Here is a 14,493-nt window from a genome sequence, read left to right as displayed (position 1 = left end):
AATGTTTGTTATTTATTTTTATTTGATTACTGTGTTGGAGGTAGTATTACTTTATCTACAACATGTACAATTCCATTTCCAGCAGGAATACTTGCAATAATTTTAGCACCACCTACGTAGACATCATCACCTATTATTTCAACTGTTGTGTTTTGATCATTTGCCTGACCTAATTTTTTAAATTTTTTCAGAAAATCTTTAGAATAATTACCCGCAGTAACATGATGTTTCAAAATATTTGCTAAAGCTGCTTTATTCTCTGGTTTCAATAAATTTTCAACCGTACCATCAGGCAGCGCATCAAAAGCAGCATTAGTAGGTGCAAAAACCATTAATGGGCCAGCGTTTACTAAAACATTCTCTAATTGAGCAGCTTGTACTGCAGCTACCAATGTGGTATGATCAGGTGAACCAATAGCTATTTGTAAAACATTGGGCGCTGAACCATCGTCTTCAATAAAGGCTTGTCCTTTATTCTCCGTATCTGCTACTATTGAAGTCTCTGCAGAAGCTTTCGCGTTTGTGGTCTTAGTCTCATTTTTGCAGCTGATGATTAAAAAAAGCATCAAAAACGAACCGAATAGGAATCTCAATTTGGTTGTTTTCATAATAATAGTTTCTAGTTAATACTTTGATTATTTATTTGAAATCAGAACAGCGAAAATTAAATAGAGAGAAAAGGTTTTTCTAACGTATTCTCTTTTCTCTATACTTTATAGGGTTCTGAAATATTCTAATATCGATCGGGTTTCCGCTACGGTAAGATTTTGATTTGCCATGGCAGCCCCATTAAATTCTATCAACAAATCTTTGGCACAGCGGTCTTGTTCTGTCATTAGCTTAGGGTCTAGAATCATGTTCATAATCCATTCGGGACTCCTTCTTTCTAGAATTCCTTTTGGAGATGGACCAATGAACCTTTTATCTAATTTATGACAAGCTGTACAGTTCATTTTATAGATTTCACTTCCAGCTGCAGCCATTTCAGTGTTGATTTCAGCGTCTAGGGTTATAGACGTAATCTGCCCAACACCTTTATCATCAAGCGTAATACGTTGTGATGCAGGAACGGCATCAGATTCTGGAACAGCTGCTACAGAATTTTCTGTAGCTTTTGAACGGTCTACACTAAACCCATCTTTTTTCTTTTCTTCCTTACCACCACACCCTACTACTAGTAAAGCCAACATGATACCTGATAATAAAACATTGATTTTCATATGATTTGTTTTTAATTAAAGTTCAAAAATAGTTTCTGGGCTTTACTATAAATATGATATGTATCATATTAAGGACAAAAACATCTCTTTTATAGTGTACACTGATTTTAATCGTACCAAAAAAATGCTTTTCAACTCCTCAAAATATGCAGATAAGGCAGTACTATTCTTTTATATGAATTCTATGAAGGATAAAAAATGATGGTTAAGGGTAGTTATAGCACCATGCATGTATCCGAAGCATATCTTGGCAAATTGTTGCAGGAGCTTTCCAGGCACAATATCATTTCCTCAATCAGAGGTCCAAAAGGCGATTTTTTCTTGACCGATGAAGAACAAAAGCAATTTATTTTGGATATTGTTAGGATTATAGATGGTGAGAAACGTATAAATTTTTATGTCTTAGGAATAAGCCAGCGCAATATTAGCAGCCCTTGTATGCTACATGAAATGGTCGGACCTAGTAAGAGCAACATCTTAAAAATTCTCACAAGCATTACCAATTACGATTTGTTCCACTATATTAAAAAGGCAGATGTGTTTTTTTACTACTAAAATCATTTTCAGGGGTATCTCAACTTCTTTTTGCCAATATATATCGAGTGCCAAGATGATTGGATGAAATCACCAATAAAACGTGAATGATATGAACCGGAATATGAGACCGTTAAATGACTGCTTTAGTTGTTATATAACACGTTGGTAATAATTGGAATTATGATACAAATTATTCTTACACATAATCCTATGTAGTATTAAACTTCAGCATTAGGTCAGTCAAAAAATAAGAATTGGATTCACTGAAAATAATAATAGAAACGATATATATGAAAGACCAAGCTTTGGGTAGTACCTATGATTGAGGTGAAAAATACAATTGGAAAAAGATTCTGATGAAATTAAATACTTCTGGAAAGTTGGTGAAGCTTGAGGTAAAGTGTCTAATTAAGAGGTTCTTATCATGTTGAAAAAACGGCAGGGCGTATTTCTGATAAAATGGACAACAATAAAAAAGATACATTAGCCAAACACGCTAATGTGACATTTGAAAGTCGTTGGGCTTACCACACGCTTTTTAATTAGGTTATGGTTTTCATAGTTTTAAAGGATGATGAAGTTTAACAGTCAGGTACATAGTCAGAATGTTTTTTGTTCCAAACAAGCATATAAATCAAGCTAAAGGGTATTAATGCGCTCCCAATTGCCAAAGTGTCATAATAATTTTCAAAAAGAGAAAACCCCTGCCAACCGGCTACCCCTTTGTAAAAAATAAGTATTTCGGTCAATACAAACCCAAATACATATATGTAATACCCTTTTGTTGAAATTTTCAGTAATCTAAAATAGTCAAGTAAAAAAAATAGGCTGATTGTTATCGCTCCTAAAAATGTCCAATGTAAATACCCTATGGTGAAATCTAAATAGGTGATAGACAGATTGGCAAAATAGGGGAGTGCGGTAAGTAACTGGAGAGCCATTTTAATAAAAAATATAAACGCAATGCTTTTTAACATTCCTATTTGTAAAGAAGAAAAAAATATCTTTTGCTTTTCTATTAAACGGACTGTCAGTTTTATCAAGAACCCGAACGCAGTCAATTGTAATATGGCCCCAATAGCTCCCAAAATATTAAGAATTATTGGTGGATGCGTAAAAAGGGTAGATAGGAAAAATGAAAGTAAAATTCCGATATTGATGCTCCAAAAGAACTTTTTAAACGTCTTCTTGTCTAGTACGATCTGGTATTGTTCAAGCAAGTAAAGGAACAACCCGAACAGGGCCAAGACCATCCAGCCGTTATACTGAAAATGAAGGTAGAAATAAATAGCTAATCTATACCATATCGATTCCGCCCCTAACGTGCTCATAATGATGCCAAGTGTCCACGGTCCAATACTAGAAAGTACCATGAACCACAGAGCCGCTTTAATACATTTGTAGGAATTCGTTTGTTTGAATTGCTGTTTGATGTATTTTGTGAAAAACCAAAAAAACCAATAGGATGCGAACAAAAACAGGGTAGAAAAAATAATAGAAAACAGTGCATAGCCCTGAAAAGGGAAGGTCAATAGCATACCGATTAAGGTGATTTCAGTAAACCAAAATATTTTTAGATACTTTTTATTCTGTACGTCACTTTGAAAAAATAATGTTTGGATTAACGTCGTCAATGCTACATACGCCCAGCCTAAAAGTGCTATATGAGAGTGGGTATGCACAATAAATTTATAATTAATCGGTATTTCAAAAGAATGAATGGACCGTAAAACAATGCCAAAACCAGCTGCCAGTATAAAATAGGTAAACGCAATTTTTACGTGGGTTTTCAATCTTATTATTTTGGATGCAATTTAATTATAAAACCAGTAAATCAATTATTCTTCCACTTACAAAGTAGCTGAACGATATAATAGTTCTCAATTATAATTATCCAAATAACCTGATGAAAGTCATATGTCTAGATTTTTTTTATACCGAATTTTGAATCGACCAAGTGTTTAATCGTACGAATTCCAAGATATTTTCTATTAATGAAGCCAATCAAAATCCTTCTACCATTATTTTTAATGTTTTTAATTCACTGTGTAAATGCACAATTTACCGTTGATACCGAACTACGCCCCCGTTTTGAATACCGACATGGTTTTAAGACTCTTTTCCCCGATGAGACAGATCCCGCAGCTTTTGTTTCACAACGTACACGATTAAATTTAGGATATGCTAACGAAAAACTAAATTTTTACCTGAGCCTACAAGATGTTCGGGTCTGGGGAGACGTACCACAATTGAACATAGCCGACAACAGCGGACTTAGTATTCATCAGGCTTGGGGAGAAATTCTATTAAACAAAGACTTTTCGCTTAAGCTGGGGCGTCAAGAGATTCTCTATGACGACCACCGTATTTTCGGAAATGTCGGATGGGCGCAACAAGCCCGTAGCCACGATGCTGCACTTATAAAGTTTTCACATGAAAAATTTAGATTCGATTTAGGTGTTGCGTTTAATCAAGATGCCGAAAATTTAACCGGAACAACCTTAAGAAACACAAGAACTTATAAAAGCATGCAATACGCTTGGTTACATAAAGATTTTAAAGACTTACAAGCAAGTTTTCTAGTGTTGAACAATGGGATGCAATTTATTGATAACACCAATTCTGAGAACAATGAAACTCGATATTCTCAGACGCTCGGCGGCCATTTGAAGTATTCTTTCGGAAAAATAGATTTTATGTCGAATCTCTATTATCAATTGGGGAAAGATGTTGCCAATAATGATATCAATGCATATTTATTAGCACTAGAAGCGAATTATGAATCTTCACCAACTCTGAAATTCACCCTTGGCACAGAACTACTAAGCGGTAACAACGGTGGCGCGCCAGAGAACGGTAAGAATGATGCCTTTACCCCGTTTTATGGCACCAATCATAAATTCAATGGTTTAATGGACTATTTCTATGTAGGCAATCACAACCAAAATGTTGGACTGTGGGATGTTTATTTCAAGACTATACTTGCTGTAGACCAGCACTCTAATGTGACAATGGCACTGCATAATTTTAGTTCCCCTTCTGAAATCGCACCAAATGTTTCCAATCAATTGGGTGTAGAAGCAGATTTTTCTTATGTATATACTATGGATAAGAATATTTCGCTATCGGGTGGTTATTCTCATCTTTTCGCTGCGGAAGGGATGGAATATATCAAAAATAATTTTGACGGTAATACCAATAATTGGTTATGGGTTATGGTAACGATTACACCAATTCTATACAATAACTAATCATCATTTTAAATACGCAGTAATATGACAATTGTCATATTACTGCGTATTTAAAACATCTATTTTTAACAAAATTTTTAGAAATAATTAAAACCATACGTATGAAAACATATCAATTTAGTATCCTTAAGTCTACAAGGTTACTTTTTGCCATAGTAATTTTTATAACATTTTTATCATGTAAAAACAATAAAAAAGAGGAAAGTAAATTTACCAGTAGTATGGAAATTCCTGCTACGGTAGAAATGATTGCCACATTGACTTCACCACCAAATGTACCTCCGCCAACCGGTAAGAGAAAGGCCAAAAAATTGATTGTAGATATGGAAATCCTTGAACAGGAAGGTGAAATGACCAATGGGGTAAAATATGTGTACTGGACATTTGGAGGAACAGTACCTGGCAGTTTTATCCGAACCAAGGTTGGAGATGAGGTAGAATTTCATCTAAAAAATCATCCTGATAATAAATTACCTCATAACATAGATCTTCATGCCGTTACAGGTCCTGGTGGTGGTGCCGAATCTTCTTTTGTGGCTCCTGGTCATGAAAAAGTTTTTTCGTTTAAAGTACTAAATCCTGGTCTTTATGTATACCATTGTGCTACGACTCCCGTGGGGATGCACATTGCAAACGGAATGTACGGTCTAATTTTAGTAGAGCCTGAAGAAGGCCTGCCAGATGTGGATAAGGAATATTATATCATGCAAGGCGATTTTTATACCAAAGGCAACAATGGTGATCGTGGATTGCAGCCTTTCGATATGCAAAAAGCAGTTGATGAAAAAGCTGACTATGTGGTATTTAATGGTAAAGTAGGCGCACTTACAGGCGATAATGCCATTACCGCCAATGTTGGTGAAACTGTACGGCTTTATGTAGGCAACGGTGGTCCTAATCTCGTATCGTCCTTTCATGTAATCGGGGAAATATTTGATAGGGTTCATATTGAAGGTGGAAGTTCAATCAATGAAAATGTACAGACCACTTTGATTCCGGCTGGGGGCGCTACGATTGTTGAGTTTAAGGTAGAAGTGCCGGGAACTTTCATTTTAGTAGACCACTCTATTTTCAGGGCATTCAATAAAGGTGCATTGGGAATGCTCAAAGTTCAGGGCGATGAGAACGAAGCTGTGTATTCGGGTGAGTTGCGAGATGATATTTACCTACCCGAAGGTGGTGGTATACAAAAAATGCCTTCTTCGGATGCTTTACCCGAATCAGAAATACCTGCCAAATCGATGGCAGAACGAATGGAGTTCGGTAAACAGACGTATATGCAGACCTGCTTTGCCTGTCATCAAGCAGAAGGACAAGGAATACCTAATGCGTTTCCACCCTTGGCAAAATCCGATTACCTTAACGCAGATGTTAACAGAGCGATAGATATAATTTTACATGGTAAAACAGGTGAAATCACAGTTAATGGTGAAAAGTATAATAGTATTATGACCGCACAGACGTTGTCTGATGATGAAGTGGCAAACGTGCTGACATACGTATATAATAGTTGGGGCAATGATAAAAAAGAAGTAGTACCATCCATGGTAAAAGCAGTTCGAAATAGTAATTAATCAACTAGAAATATGAGTTCTTTCTTTAAAATTATGATTGTACTCTTAGCTGCTTTGACCTTTCATACAATTCGGTCACAAGAGGGAATGGTACAAATTAAGGGTGGAACTTATATTCCTTTATATGGGGTAGATTCAACGGCCGTCACGATAGCTGATTTATCGATGGATGTTTACCCCGTTACTAATGCCGACTATTTAGAATTTGTCAGGGAATTTCCGGAATGGCAAAAAAATAAGGTAATACGGTTATTCGCCGATGGTAATTATTTAGTCGATTGGGAAGGTGATCTTTCCTACGGTAAAATGCTAGCCGCAGAAGGCCCTGTAACAAGTGTATCTTGGTTTGCGGCAAAGAATTATTGTGAATGTCAAGGTAAAAGATTGCCAACCATCGATGAATGGGAATATGCAGCGATGGCTGATGAAACCACAGCAGATGCTAGAAAAAAAGAATCCTATAACCAAAGTATATTAGATTGGTACGAGGCTCCCAAGTCTTTGAAGAAGAAAGTCGGCTCTACATTTAAAAACTATTGGGGTGTTTATGATTTGCACGGGCTGGTCTGGGAATGGACCATGGACTTCAACGCAGTGTTGATTTCCGGAGAATCAAGAAAAGATGTAGACAAGGACAGTAATCTTTTCTGTGGTAGCGCGGCTGTTGGGGCTTCAGATCTAATGAATTATGCCGCGTTTATGCGCTATGCCTTTCGTGGAAGTATGAAGGCCAACTACGCAGTAAAGAATCTAGGATTTCGTTGTGCGATGGACGTTCCCCAAATATAAAATAAATGAAAAATTCAAAAACGATACTTATTCTCTTCCTTGTAATAAGTACACTTATCTCTTGTAATACAAAGAAAAAGGATGATTTGGCTACAATCTCGTACCAATGCCCTATGAAGTGTGAAGGCGATAAAACGTATGAAGCTCCAGGAATCTGTTCTGTCTGTAAAATGGAACTAAAGGTCTACGAACCAAAAATTAAAGAAACGAATGAAATATCAGACATGTCGATATATAACCTTCCATCGGTTTGGACAAACCAAGACAATCAAGAGGTTGAATTGAAATATTTACAGGGAAACGTTGTGGTAATGGTCATGATCTATACTTCTTGCCAAGCTGCATGCCCTAGGTTGGCAGCCGATATGAGGGCTATTGAAAAGCAGATTCCGCAAGCAGGTAAGGATAATTTAAAAATGGTATTGGTGAGTATTGACCCTGAAACTGATACACCTGAGCGGTTAAAGAATTTCGCCGTAGAAAACGAAATGAATTCCAATCGATGGGTTTTTCTTAGAGGATCTGTAGCGGATACCCGAGAATTTGCCGCAGTTTTGGCTGTAAACTATAAGAAGATTTCTCCAATGGATTTCTCTCATTCTAATATTATTAGCGTTTTTGACCAAGGGGGAGAATTAGTTTACCAAAAAGAAGGCCTTGGTGTAGATCATAAAAAAACCGTCAATAAGATTCTAGAACTTGTAAATTGAGTTTTTTTCATTTGTTGTTGCCAACGTTAAAAATACCTTGTAAAGATTAGGTGTACATTTTAAATTTGGCTGTGAAGCCACATCTATTGTTTTGGGCTGGCTAAGTACTCTTCGGTTTTTGGATAAGGCTATATTGTATTTGATATTAATTAAAAATAGAGCTAAAAATCTCATTTGGTTTTAAATCAAAATGCCTAGCATATACGGTGGATAATGGAGCAATGGGTGTGCACTAGAATAAGTGATGATGTTTAATCGTTGCCATTAATTGGTTCTCTATTATTGAGTGGCAGGTGCTACAAGGAATATAAGGTAGACAGTAGAGTGATGGACTAGGGCTTTTGATAAGAGGTTTGGTTCATTCTACGATTTCGTAGTCAATACTTAGTTTACGCAAAGATCTTAAAGCAGAACCAGAGTTTCTGTCTTCCATCTCAATATCTACAGCGTCTCCTTCTAAGAGTATATCCGTAAGTTCATTCGATAAGGATTCATCAATGTTAGATGAAATCTCTGCAATACATTTGGCTATAGCCCTTCTATCTGGCCTCTGAGCATCACAAGACAATAAGTTTAATTTCATGATAATAATTTATTTATGCAATGTACTATAGTTGATAAGTCTGGATGATACTTTCAGCATTATTCTTTTGTAAGTGAAATTGAATTGACCTTTATTTAAACTTTGACTTTAAGGTAATCATTTTTAATTCGGGAGTTGGGGTGTAGCGAATTTAGCCATTTGAGCATTCGGCTTTAATGAACCTTTTGGGAAAAATAAACTATTAACCTTTTTCAACTATTCGTTTATAAAAGTAAATGCTATCAGAGCTACGTTGTTGCACAAATCCTTGATTACAGCGACCCTGCTCACCCAAACTTTTGTAGGTGACAATTTAAATCATATGGTATTTAACCTTTTAAGTATCTTATTGTCAGTTTCTTATAGTTAGTGGATGCGTTTGGCTTAATGAACCTTATTTTTTATGAATATTTCACAGTGTTCTCGTCAGCTTGGCGTGACGACGTACCATTTCCCTGCGAGTAAATTACGGCACATAGGCTAAGCTCTTGTTTTATTTCAAGCTTTTGCTTAGGTATTTGAATGATTAATGATCGAGGGTCTTACTGTACTTCAATTAAAGAGATGTTGCATTAAAAGTATCTCCCTGCGAAATATCTCCAGTTTCAAACCCCTTTTTAAACCATCGAATTCGCTGTTCTGATGTGCCATGCGTAAATGAATCGGGAACTACCTTTCCAGTCGACTGCTGCTGCAACCGATCATCGCCAATGGCATTGGCTGCATTAAGGGCTTCTTCAAGATCACCTTTCTCCATCATTTGCGTCATACTTTGAGAGCGATTTGCCCAAACACCCGCTAAGAAATCGGCCTGTAGTTCCAATCGAACGGAGTATTTATTGAATTCTGTCTCACTTAATTGCCCTCTGAGTTTATTTACCTTATCCATAGTTCCCATAAGCTTTTGAATATGGTGACCCACTTCATGTGCAATGACATAGGCTTGTGCGAAGTCGCCAGGAGCATTCATTTGTCGTTCCATATCCTGAAAAAAACTGAGGTCAAGATATAATTTCTCATCACCAGGACAGTAAAAAGGCCCCGTAGCACTAGAGGCGGAACCACATGCAGATGCCACGTAACCTGTAAAAAGTACTAAGGTAGGTTCGCGGTAATTGTCTAAAAGATCATTCCAAACATCTTCGGTACTGGCCAGAATAGTAGCACTAAAGTCGGCCTGGGTATTCTCTTCTTCAGTACCTTCATAGGGTGCCGTAGATGTGGTTTGACTCTCGCTCCCAAGAAAAAAATTACCAAGTAAACTTATGGGGTTAGTACCGGTAACAAATGAAAATACAAGAAACAGTCCTACGATAATCAAACCGGTTTTTGAAAAAAGAATCTTAATTAATGGGCCAATCAACATGGGACTAAAACCACCGATACCTCTTTTTGAATTAGACTTGCCCCTTTGGTCATCTACATTTGAACTTTTACGCCTTCCTTGCCATTTCATACTAATAATTTATTCAATAAAATAAGTTAAACTGTACTATATACCTTAATAATTTAAATAGAGTTTGAATTTGTTTCATGCGCTATAGAAATAAAGATACCTCTTTTAGACTTTAAAGATTGTCCTTATTTAGTTGAAGACCATTCCATAATTTCATCACGTATCTCTTTCGATGTACGTTGCCTTCTTTTTGCTATACTTTCGATGATGACTGAAAAACTTCCTTTTCCATATTCGAAGTCTGCATCCTGCACATCAGGATAATGTGAAAGATATTCATCACGCACTTCTAACCACTGCAATTCTAGCTGTAAGTCAGATTTCGAAGTTGCCACTCCTCCATTGTTAACAGGTTTTCCTATTACATCCTTTAAATTTCCAATGGACTCCCTATCATGGTCATCCTGACTTAGACCACCACTTTTCGGGACATCCTTTTCTGCGCGCCCAAATAATTTGTCATTATCTTGAATCTTCTTGCCTGTATCCATTTGAAACTATTTGATTATAAACTAAAATTACAAAATGAACAACATCAATTTTGCTCAAACGGTGTTTTAACTAACTTAATAAAGTGCAAAAGTGAATGAGCAATTAGCCTCGAGGTTAGATGAACTTAACCCTGATTTTTAGGAATCTTACCTCTATAGTAATTGTTCAATTTTTAAATTAAATACTGATAGTTTTATGCTCAAATACGATTAAGAGGTATCCTTTATTTGAACTTTACCTTTTAAAAGCAACGCAGGCACAAAACTGTTCTTTGTTACGCTGTAAGAATCTTGTTGTTACGAAACAAAGGGTTGGTCTATTGAAGGACTAGGCTGAGAGAACCATTTAGGCCCCTGGTCGGTCATATATACACAATCTTCGAGACGCACTCCGAACTCCCCTACAATCGAAATATTAGGCTCAATACTAAAGCACATACCTGGTTGTAATAGTTGTTCATTTCCTTTTACAGCGTTGCCCCATTCATGACCGTCCATTCCAATACCATGGCCTGTTCTATGTGGCAATCCAGGCAGTTCGTATTCGGGGCCAAACCCAGCATCGGTAATTACCTTTCGGGCTGCGGCATCTACATTTTTAAGCGGCATGCCGAGTTGGGCGGCGGCGAATCCTGCCGCTTGAGCTTTTTTCTCCAAGTCCCAAATCTCTTGTTGTCGTTTCGTAGGTTCTGCGCCAAACACAACCGTACGACTAATGTCTGACTGGTAGCCTTCGACCGCACACCCGCAGTCTACTAACACAATATTTCCATTTTTCAATGCCTGCGGTTTGGTACTGCCATGGGGGAAAGCTGAAGCTTCCGCAAAATTAGCCATCCCGAATTCATGATATCCACCAAGGTTTTTATGGGCCATTTCAATGGCATGTGCAAAGTCAGAAGGACTTGAGCCTACTTTCAGGCTACCAAGGGCATTTTGAATCGCACGTGTAGTAATATCCGTTGCCTTTTGCATCAGGGCAATTTCAGCAGGGGATTTTATGATTCTACAGGGTATGGTAATTGAATCCGCACTAATAAAGGCCATTTGTGGCGCTTCCTTCTTTATCCCATTATAGATAAAAAAACGCATACGTTCCTCAATACCGATTTTACCTGATGAGACTCCAGCTTCGGCTATCGCTAAAGCAACTTGGGCATACGGGTTTTCATCTTCTTGCCAGGGATATATTTTAGAGCCCACTACAATAATCTCTTTAAGGCGAGTTTCTTCAAAACCCGGACAGATATAGCGAACTTCACCAAAAGCGGGAACAACTGCAATCATGGGGCGTTCACTCGGCCACCAAGATAGGCCCGTAAAATACTTTAGTGATGTTCCGGCATCTAACAACAAAGCACCGATTTCCTGTTCTTGCATTAGCCGTTGGGCTTTGCTAATTCTACTTTTTAGTTCATCAGTAGAAATAGGCGAAATACCTTTAGTCATAAAAGTGCTATGTTCATCGATAGCTTTTTTATTTTTTTTTTCGGAACTAGGGCTACACGAATTTAATCCAGTGAAAATTGCGGCTCCGGCAACAACGGTCGATGAGCTAATAAAGTTTCTTCGGTTCATTTTCTAAATAGATAGGTTTTGAGTAGCTTAAATGTAGTATTTCAGATGCAACGAAAGAGCTTTAAAAGTTTTTCCTCTCGATCTGACATTTTCAAATTCTATATTTAATAGATTTCACCTTCAATATTAGAATCCTTTATTTAAACTTTTCTCAGAATAAAAATAGCGATAATTTTGTTATTATCTTTTAGCTTTCTCAAACGTCCAATAAATTAACTCCTTATAAATCTCATGAAATATTCTTTGAATTTTATTCGAACGATTACGTGTATTTCACTATTATTTTTTGGCTATTTCCTACAGGCTCAACTGGTCAATATCGAATCTAAACGTATGCATACAGATTCCATCAGGTTTGTTCTTAATAGTGACCTACTTTTTAATTACACAGATAATAACGGTGCATATATTCTTCAAATCGGGTCTAATCTGAGTACACAGTTGAAATCAAAGAATCTTAAAAGCATTTATTTCTTAATAGGTAACGTTAACCTGATACGGTCTAAAAACGAAGATTTTCAGAACTCATATTTTATGCATGCAAGATTTAACCAGAAGTTATCTGATGTCGTTCGTTTAGAAGCATTTGCGCAAAACCAGAATAACAAAAAGCTTACTATAACAGAGAGAAGCCTATTGGGGATTGGATTTCGGTTTAAACTCCTCGCCACTAATAGGACACGTGTCTATTTTGGCAATTCATATATGTATGAAATTGAGACAATCGAGTTAACCGACCAAAAATTCTATAATCATAGAAATAGTAGCTACGTCTCATTAAACCAAGCCTTCAAAAGATATAATCTCGATATCACTGGAACTTTATACTTTCAACCTCAATACAATAATATTGGAAATCATAGAATATTAAGCCAATTCAAAGCGGAAGTACCCCTCACGAAAACAATCAGTTTTTCCGCACTATATAATTATTCTGTGATTAACTTTAATTCTAGTCTAGAAGACGATCGCTCTTCAAATATAAGTTTTGGTTTTACTTTAAATATATAAAAACATCAATGCCAATAAATAACCTTATGTAGACACTAACCAAAAACACTTAATTTAAACTGTAGCACTAGGTTTTTAATTTGTATGTAACTTCAATTTTCGGATTTAATTGAGTTATATGTTTTATGAAACCAGATTTATCTTTAGGCGAAATCAAAATGGTACCATATGCATCGTATACAATTTCAAGTCTATCTAGAGATGCAGCTGGGGCACTTAGAGGATTATTCGTTTCTGATATTTTCCTAATTTTATCTATTTCGGATAACGCCCTTATTGTTTTATTTTGGGTAAATAGATTCGACATATCTTCATAGAAATCTTCGAAAACTGCAACTATATCATAAGCCTCTTTTTGGGGGGGTCTGATAAAATTGATTCCTTTTCTATCATTTTGGTGTAATCTCTACCTAAATTATCGGGGACAAGAAAAAGGAATACGCTACCTCAGTCTAATTTTCTACACTCGCCAATCACTCTTGATTTACTGGCCTTGGTCAAGAGCATACAACACTTTTTTGACTCCTGGCGGCAAAATAACCACCCGCTTTTTTGATTCATTGATGATTGTGCCCTCTAAAAGTTGAAAACTCAATATCTATGTGTAAAATAGAATTGCGTGACCATGATTGTTAACAACCAAAGAATACTGCCCTATTCGCTAATATATTTGCGCTAGTTTCATTAAACTTTGGCTGTAATTGCTAGTCCGTACAGAAAAGAGATAACTTCTTTTTTATTTTGATTTTTTCAATCTCTTTTCTTCTTTCTTTTCCTTCGCAGTTTTTACAGGTGCTTTTTTGACATTCTTCTTTGAGTCTTGACTTTTTGCCATAATTATAATTATTAATTGTTTGTTTTACTTACTCCAATTCAAATTAATTCTTTGTTTAAAACTTTAGCTTAAGTGCTATTAGAAAAGTCTACAACGGGTTTTACGTCCTTTTTAAGAACTGGAAACTTTATCTGTGTAGATGTTCTTTTTATCGCCACCCTACTTTAAAAAGCCTCGATTTATACGTCGAGGTATTTTTCGTTTGTACTTAGACGAGCATACCAAAAAGCATAGTTAAAAGTTGAAATTAAAGTTAAAATATACACTATTTAATTGATACCTCAATTTAAAATTTATGGGCTTAATGAAGTGGTAGTGTACAGAGTGTTTAAATAAAGTGTTGGCGAAATACAATCTGAGTACCCCATAAAAGAATAATTAGAAAGAACACTAAATAAAGTCAGGTACGGGTTCCTCATAGGTTAAAGCCTTGTACTTTATTAAATTGTTCTAAAAAA

Annotated in this window: 14 protein-coding genes; 6 read left to right on the top strand and 8 right to left on the bottom strand. The window is 36.2% G+C overall.

Annotated features, from left to right (window positions below; all coding sequences use genetic code 11):
- Positions 1–26: 26 nt before the first annotated feature.
- Both ES765_RS09405 and ES765_RS09400 read right to left on the bottom strand, forming a co-directional pair.
- Entirely contained in the window at positions 27–608 is a 582-nt protein-coding gene (locus ES765_RS09405; RefSeq protein WP_138113542.1) for a fasciclin domain-containing protein, read from the bottom strand.
- A 105-nt stretch (positions 609–713) separates the two neighbouring features.
- Entirely contained in the window at positions 714–1,220 is a 507-nt protein-coding gene (locus tag ES765_RS09400) for a c-type cytochrome (RefSeq protein WP_138113540.1), read from the bottom strand.
- A gap of 198 nt (positions 1,221–1,418) precedes the next feature.
- On the opposite strand from ES765_RS09400, the gene ES765_RS09395 reads away from it, so the two are divergent.
- Positions 1,419–1,775, top strand: coding sequence for an RrF2 family transcriptional regulator (locus ES765_RS09395; RefSeq protein WP_138113538.1), 357 nt, complete (start codon positions 1,419–1,421; stop codon positions 1,773–1,775).
- 563 nt (positions 1,776–2,338) lie between these two features.
- On the opposite strand, the gene ES765_RS09390 is transcribed toward ES765_RS09395, so the two are convergent.
- Positions 2,339–3,550 (bottom strand): hypothetical protein, encoded by a 1,212-nt coding sequence (locus ES765_RS09390; RefSeq protein ID WP_249356310.1) that lies wholly within the window; start codon positions 3,548–3,550, stop codon positions 2,339–2,341.
- Between the two features lie 201 nt (positions 3,551–3,751).
- Between ES765_RS09390 and ES765_RS09385 the strand changes: the two genes are divergently transcribed.
- The 4 genes from ES765_RS09385 (at position 3,752) to ES765_RS09370 (ending at position 8,081) form a co-directional block, all read left to right on the top strand.
- Positions 3,752–5,008: an alginate export family protein gene (locus tag ES765_RS09385; protein WP_249356309.1), complete on the top strand. Its 1,257-nt coding sequence runs from the start codon at positions 3,752–3,754 to the stop codon at positions 5,006–5,008.
- Between the two features lie 101 nt (positions 5,009–5,109).
- Positions 5,110–6,582, top strand: coding sequence for a copper-containing nitrite reductase (gene nirK / locus ES765_RS09380; RefSeq protein ID WP_138113532.1), 1,473 nt, complete (start codon positions 5,110–5,112; stop codon positions 6,580–6,582).
- 33 nt (positions 6,583–6,615) lie between these two features.
- Complete coding sequence (locus tag ES765_RS09375) at positions 6,616–7,371, top strand: formylglycine-generating enzyme family protein (RefSeq protein WP_249356307.1); 756 nt, start codon at positions 6,616–6,618, stop codon at positions 7,369–7,371.
- A gap of 5 nt (positions 7,372–7,376) precedes the next feature.
- On the top strand, positions 7,377–8,081 hold the full coding sequence (locus tag ES765_RS09370; protein WP_171017272.1) for an SCO family protein: 705 nt from the start codon (positions 7,377–7,379) through the stop codon (positions 8,079–8,081).
- Between the two features lie 358 nt (positions 8,082–8,439).
- On the opposite strand, the gene ES765_RS09365 is transcribed toward ES765_RS09370, so the two are convergent.
- The 4 genes from ES765_RS09365 to ES765_RS09350 all read right to left on the bottom strand — a co-directional run bounded on the left by ES765_RS09365 (position 8,440) and on the right by ES765_RS09350 (position 12,189).
- The gene (locus ES765_RS09365) at positions 8,440–8,664 is read right to left on the bottom strand and encodes a hypothetical protein (protein ID WP_138113530.1); all 225 of its coding nucleotides are present in this window, start codon (positions 8,662–8,664) and stop codon (positions 8,440–8,442) included.
- 556 nt (positions 8,665–9,220) lie between these two features.
- Positions 9,221–10,120, bottom strand: coding sequence for a neutral zinc metallopeptidase (locus ES765_RS09360; RefSeq protein WP_138113528.1), 900 nt, complete (start codon positions 10,118–10,120; stop codon positions 9,221–9,223).
- A 125-nt stretch (positions 10,121–10,245) separates the two neighbouring features.
- The gene (locus ES765_RS09355) at positions 10,246–10,611 is read right to left on the bottom strand and encodes a hypothetical protein (protein WP_138113526.1); all 366 of its coding nucleotides are present in this window, start codon (positions 10,609–10,611) and stop codon (positions 10,246–10,248) included.
- A gap of 297 nt (positions 10,612–10,908) precedes the next feature.
- Positions 10,909–12,189, bottom strand: coding sequence for a M24 family metallopeptidase (locus ES765_RS09350; protein WP_138113524.1), 1,281 nt, complete (start codon positions 12,187–12,189; stop codon positions 10,909–10,911).
- Positions 12,190–12,420: 231 nt separating this feature from the next.
- Here ES765_RS09350 and ES765_RS09345 point away from each other — a divergent pair, with 231 nt between their 5' ends.
- Complete coding sequence (locus tag ES765_RS09345; RefSeq protein WP_138113522.1) at positions 12,421–13,200, top strand: DUF481 domain-containing protein; 780 nt, start codon at positions 12,421–12,423, stop codon at positions 13,198–13,200.
- 67 nt (positions 13,201–13,267) lie between these two features.
- On the opposite strand, the gene ES765_RS22885 is transcribed toward ES765_RS09345, so the two are convergent.
- Positions 13,268–13,507, bottom strand: coding sequence for a PH domain-containing protein (locus ES765_RS22885; RefSeq protein WP_138113520.1), 240 nt, complete (start codon positions 13,505–13,507; stop codon positions 13,268–13,270).
- Positions 13,508–14,493 lie beyond the last annotated feature (986 nt).

Source organism: Maribacter sp. ACAM166, assembly GCF_005771495.1.
In the GTDB taxonomy this organism is placed as follows: domain Bacteria; phylum Bacteroidota; class Bacteroidia; order Flavobacteriales; family Flavobacteriaceae; genus Maribacter.
The sequence above is the reverse complement of the archived record's forward strand: the minus strand, read 5'-3'. Positions and strand labels throughout refer to the sequence as shown.

Excerpts from the sequence above, each read along its gene's own strand:
- nirK (WP_138113532.1), top strand. The coding sequence starts at position 5,110 with ATGAAAACATATCAATTTAGTATCCTTAAGTCTACAAGGTTACTTTTT.
- ES765_RS09405 (WP_138113542.1), bottom strand. The coding sequence starts at position 608 with ATGAAAACAACCAAATTGAGATTCCTATTCGGTTCGTTTTTGATGCTT.
- ES765_RS09345 (WP_138113522.1), top strand. The coding sequence starts at position 12,421 with ATGAAATATTCTTTGAATTTTATTCGAACGATTACGTGTATTTCACTA.
- ES765_RS09375 (WP_249356307.1), top strand. The coding sequence starts at position 6,616 with ATGATTGTACTCTTAGCTGCTTTGACCTTTCATACAATTCGGTCACAA.
- ES765_RS09355 (WP_138113526.1), bottom strand. The coding sequence starts at position 10,611 with ATGGATACAGGCAAGAAGATTCAAGATAATGACAAATTATTTGGGCGC.
- ES765_RS09385 (WP_249356309.1), top strand. The coding sequence starts at position 3,752 with ATGAAGCCAATCAAAATCCTTCTACCATTATTTTTAATGTTTTTAATT.
- ES765_RS09370 (WP_171017272.1), top strand. The coding sequence starts at position 7,377 with ATGAAAAATTCAAAAACGATACTTATTCTCTTCCTTGTAATAAGTACA.
- ES765_RS09395 (WP_138113538.1), top strand. The coding sequence starts at position 1,419 with ATGATGGTTAAGGGTAGTTATAGCACCATGCATGTATCCGAAGCATAT.
- ES765_RS09360 (WP_138113528.1), bottom strand. The coding sequence starts at position 10,120 with ATGAAATGGCAAGGAAGGCGTAAAAGTTCAAATGTAGATGACCAAAGG.
- ES765_RS09365 (WP_138113530.1), bottom strand. The coding sequence starts at position 8,664 with ATGAAATTAAACTTATTGTCTTGTGATGCTCAGAGGCCAGATAGAAGG.
- ES765_RS09350 (WP_138113524.1), bottom strand. The coding sequence starts at position 12,189 with ATGAACCGAAGAAACTTTATTAGCTCATCGACCGTTGTTGCCGGAGCC.
- ES765_RS22885 (WP_138113520.1), bottom strand. The coding sequence starts at position 13,507 with ATGTCGAATCTATTTACCCAAAATAAAACAATAAGGGCGTTATCCGAA.
- ES765_RS09400 (WP_138113540.1), bottom strand. The coding sequence starts at position 1,220 with ATGAAAATCAATGTTTTATTATCAGGTATCATGTTGGCTTTACTAGTA.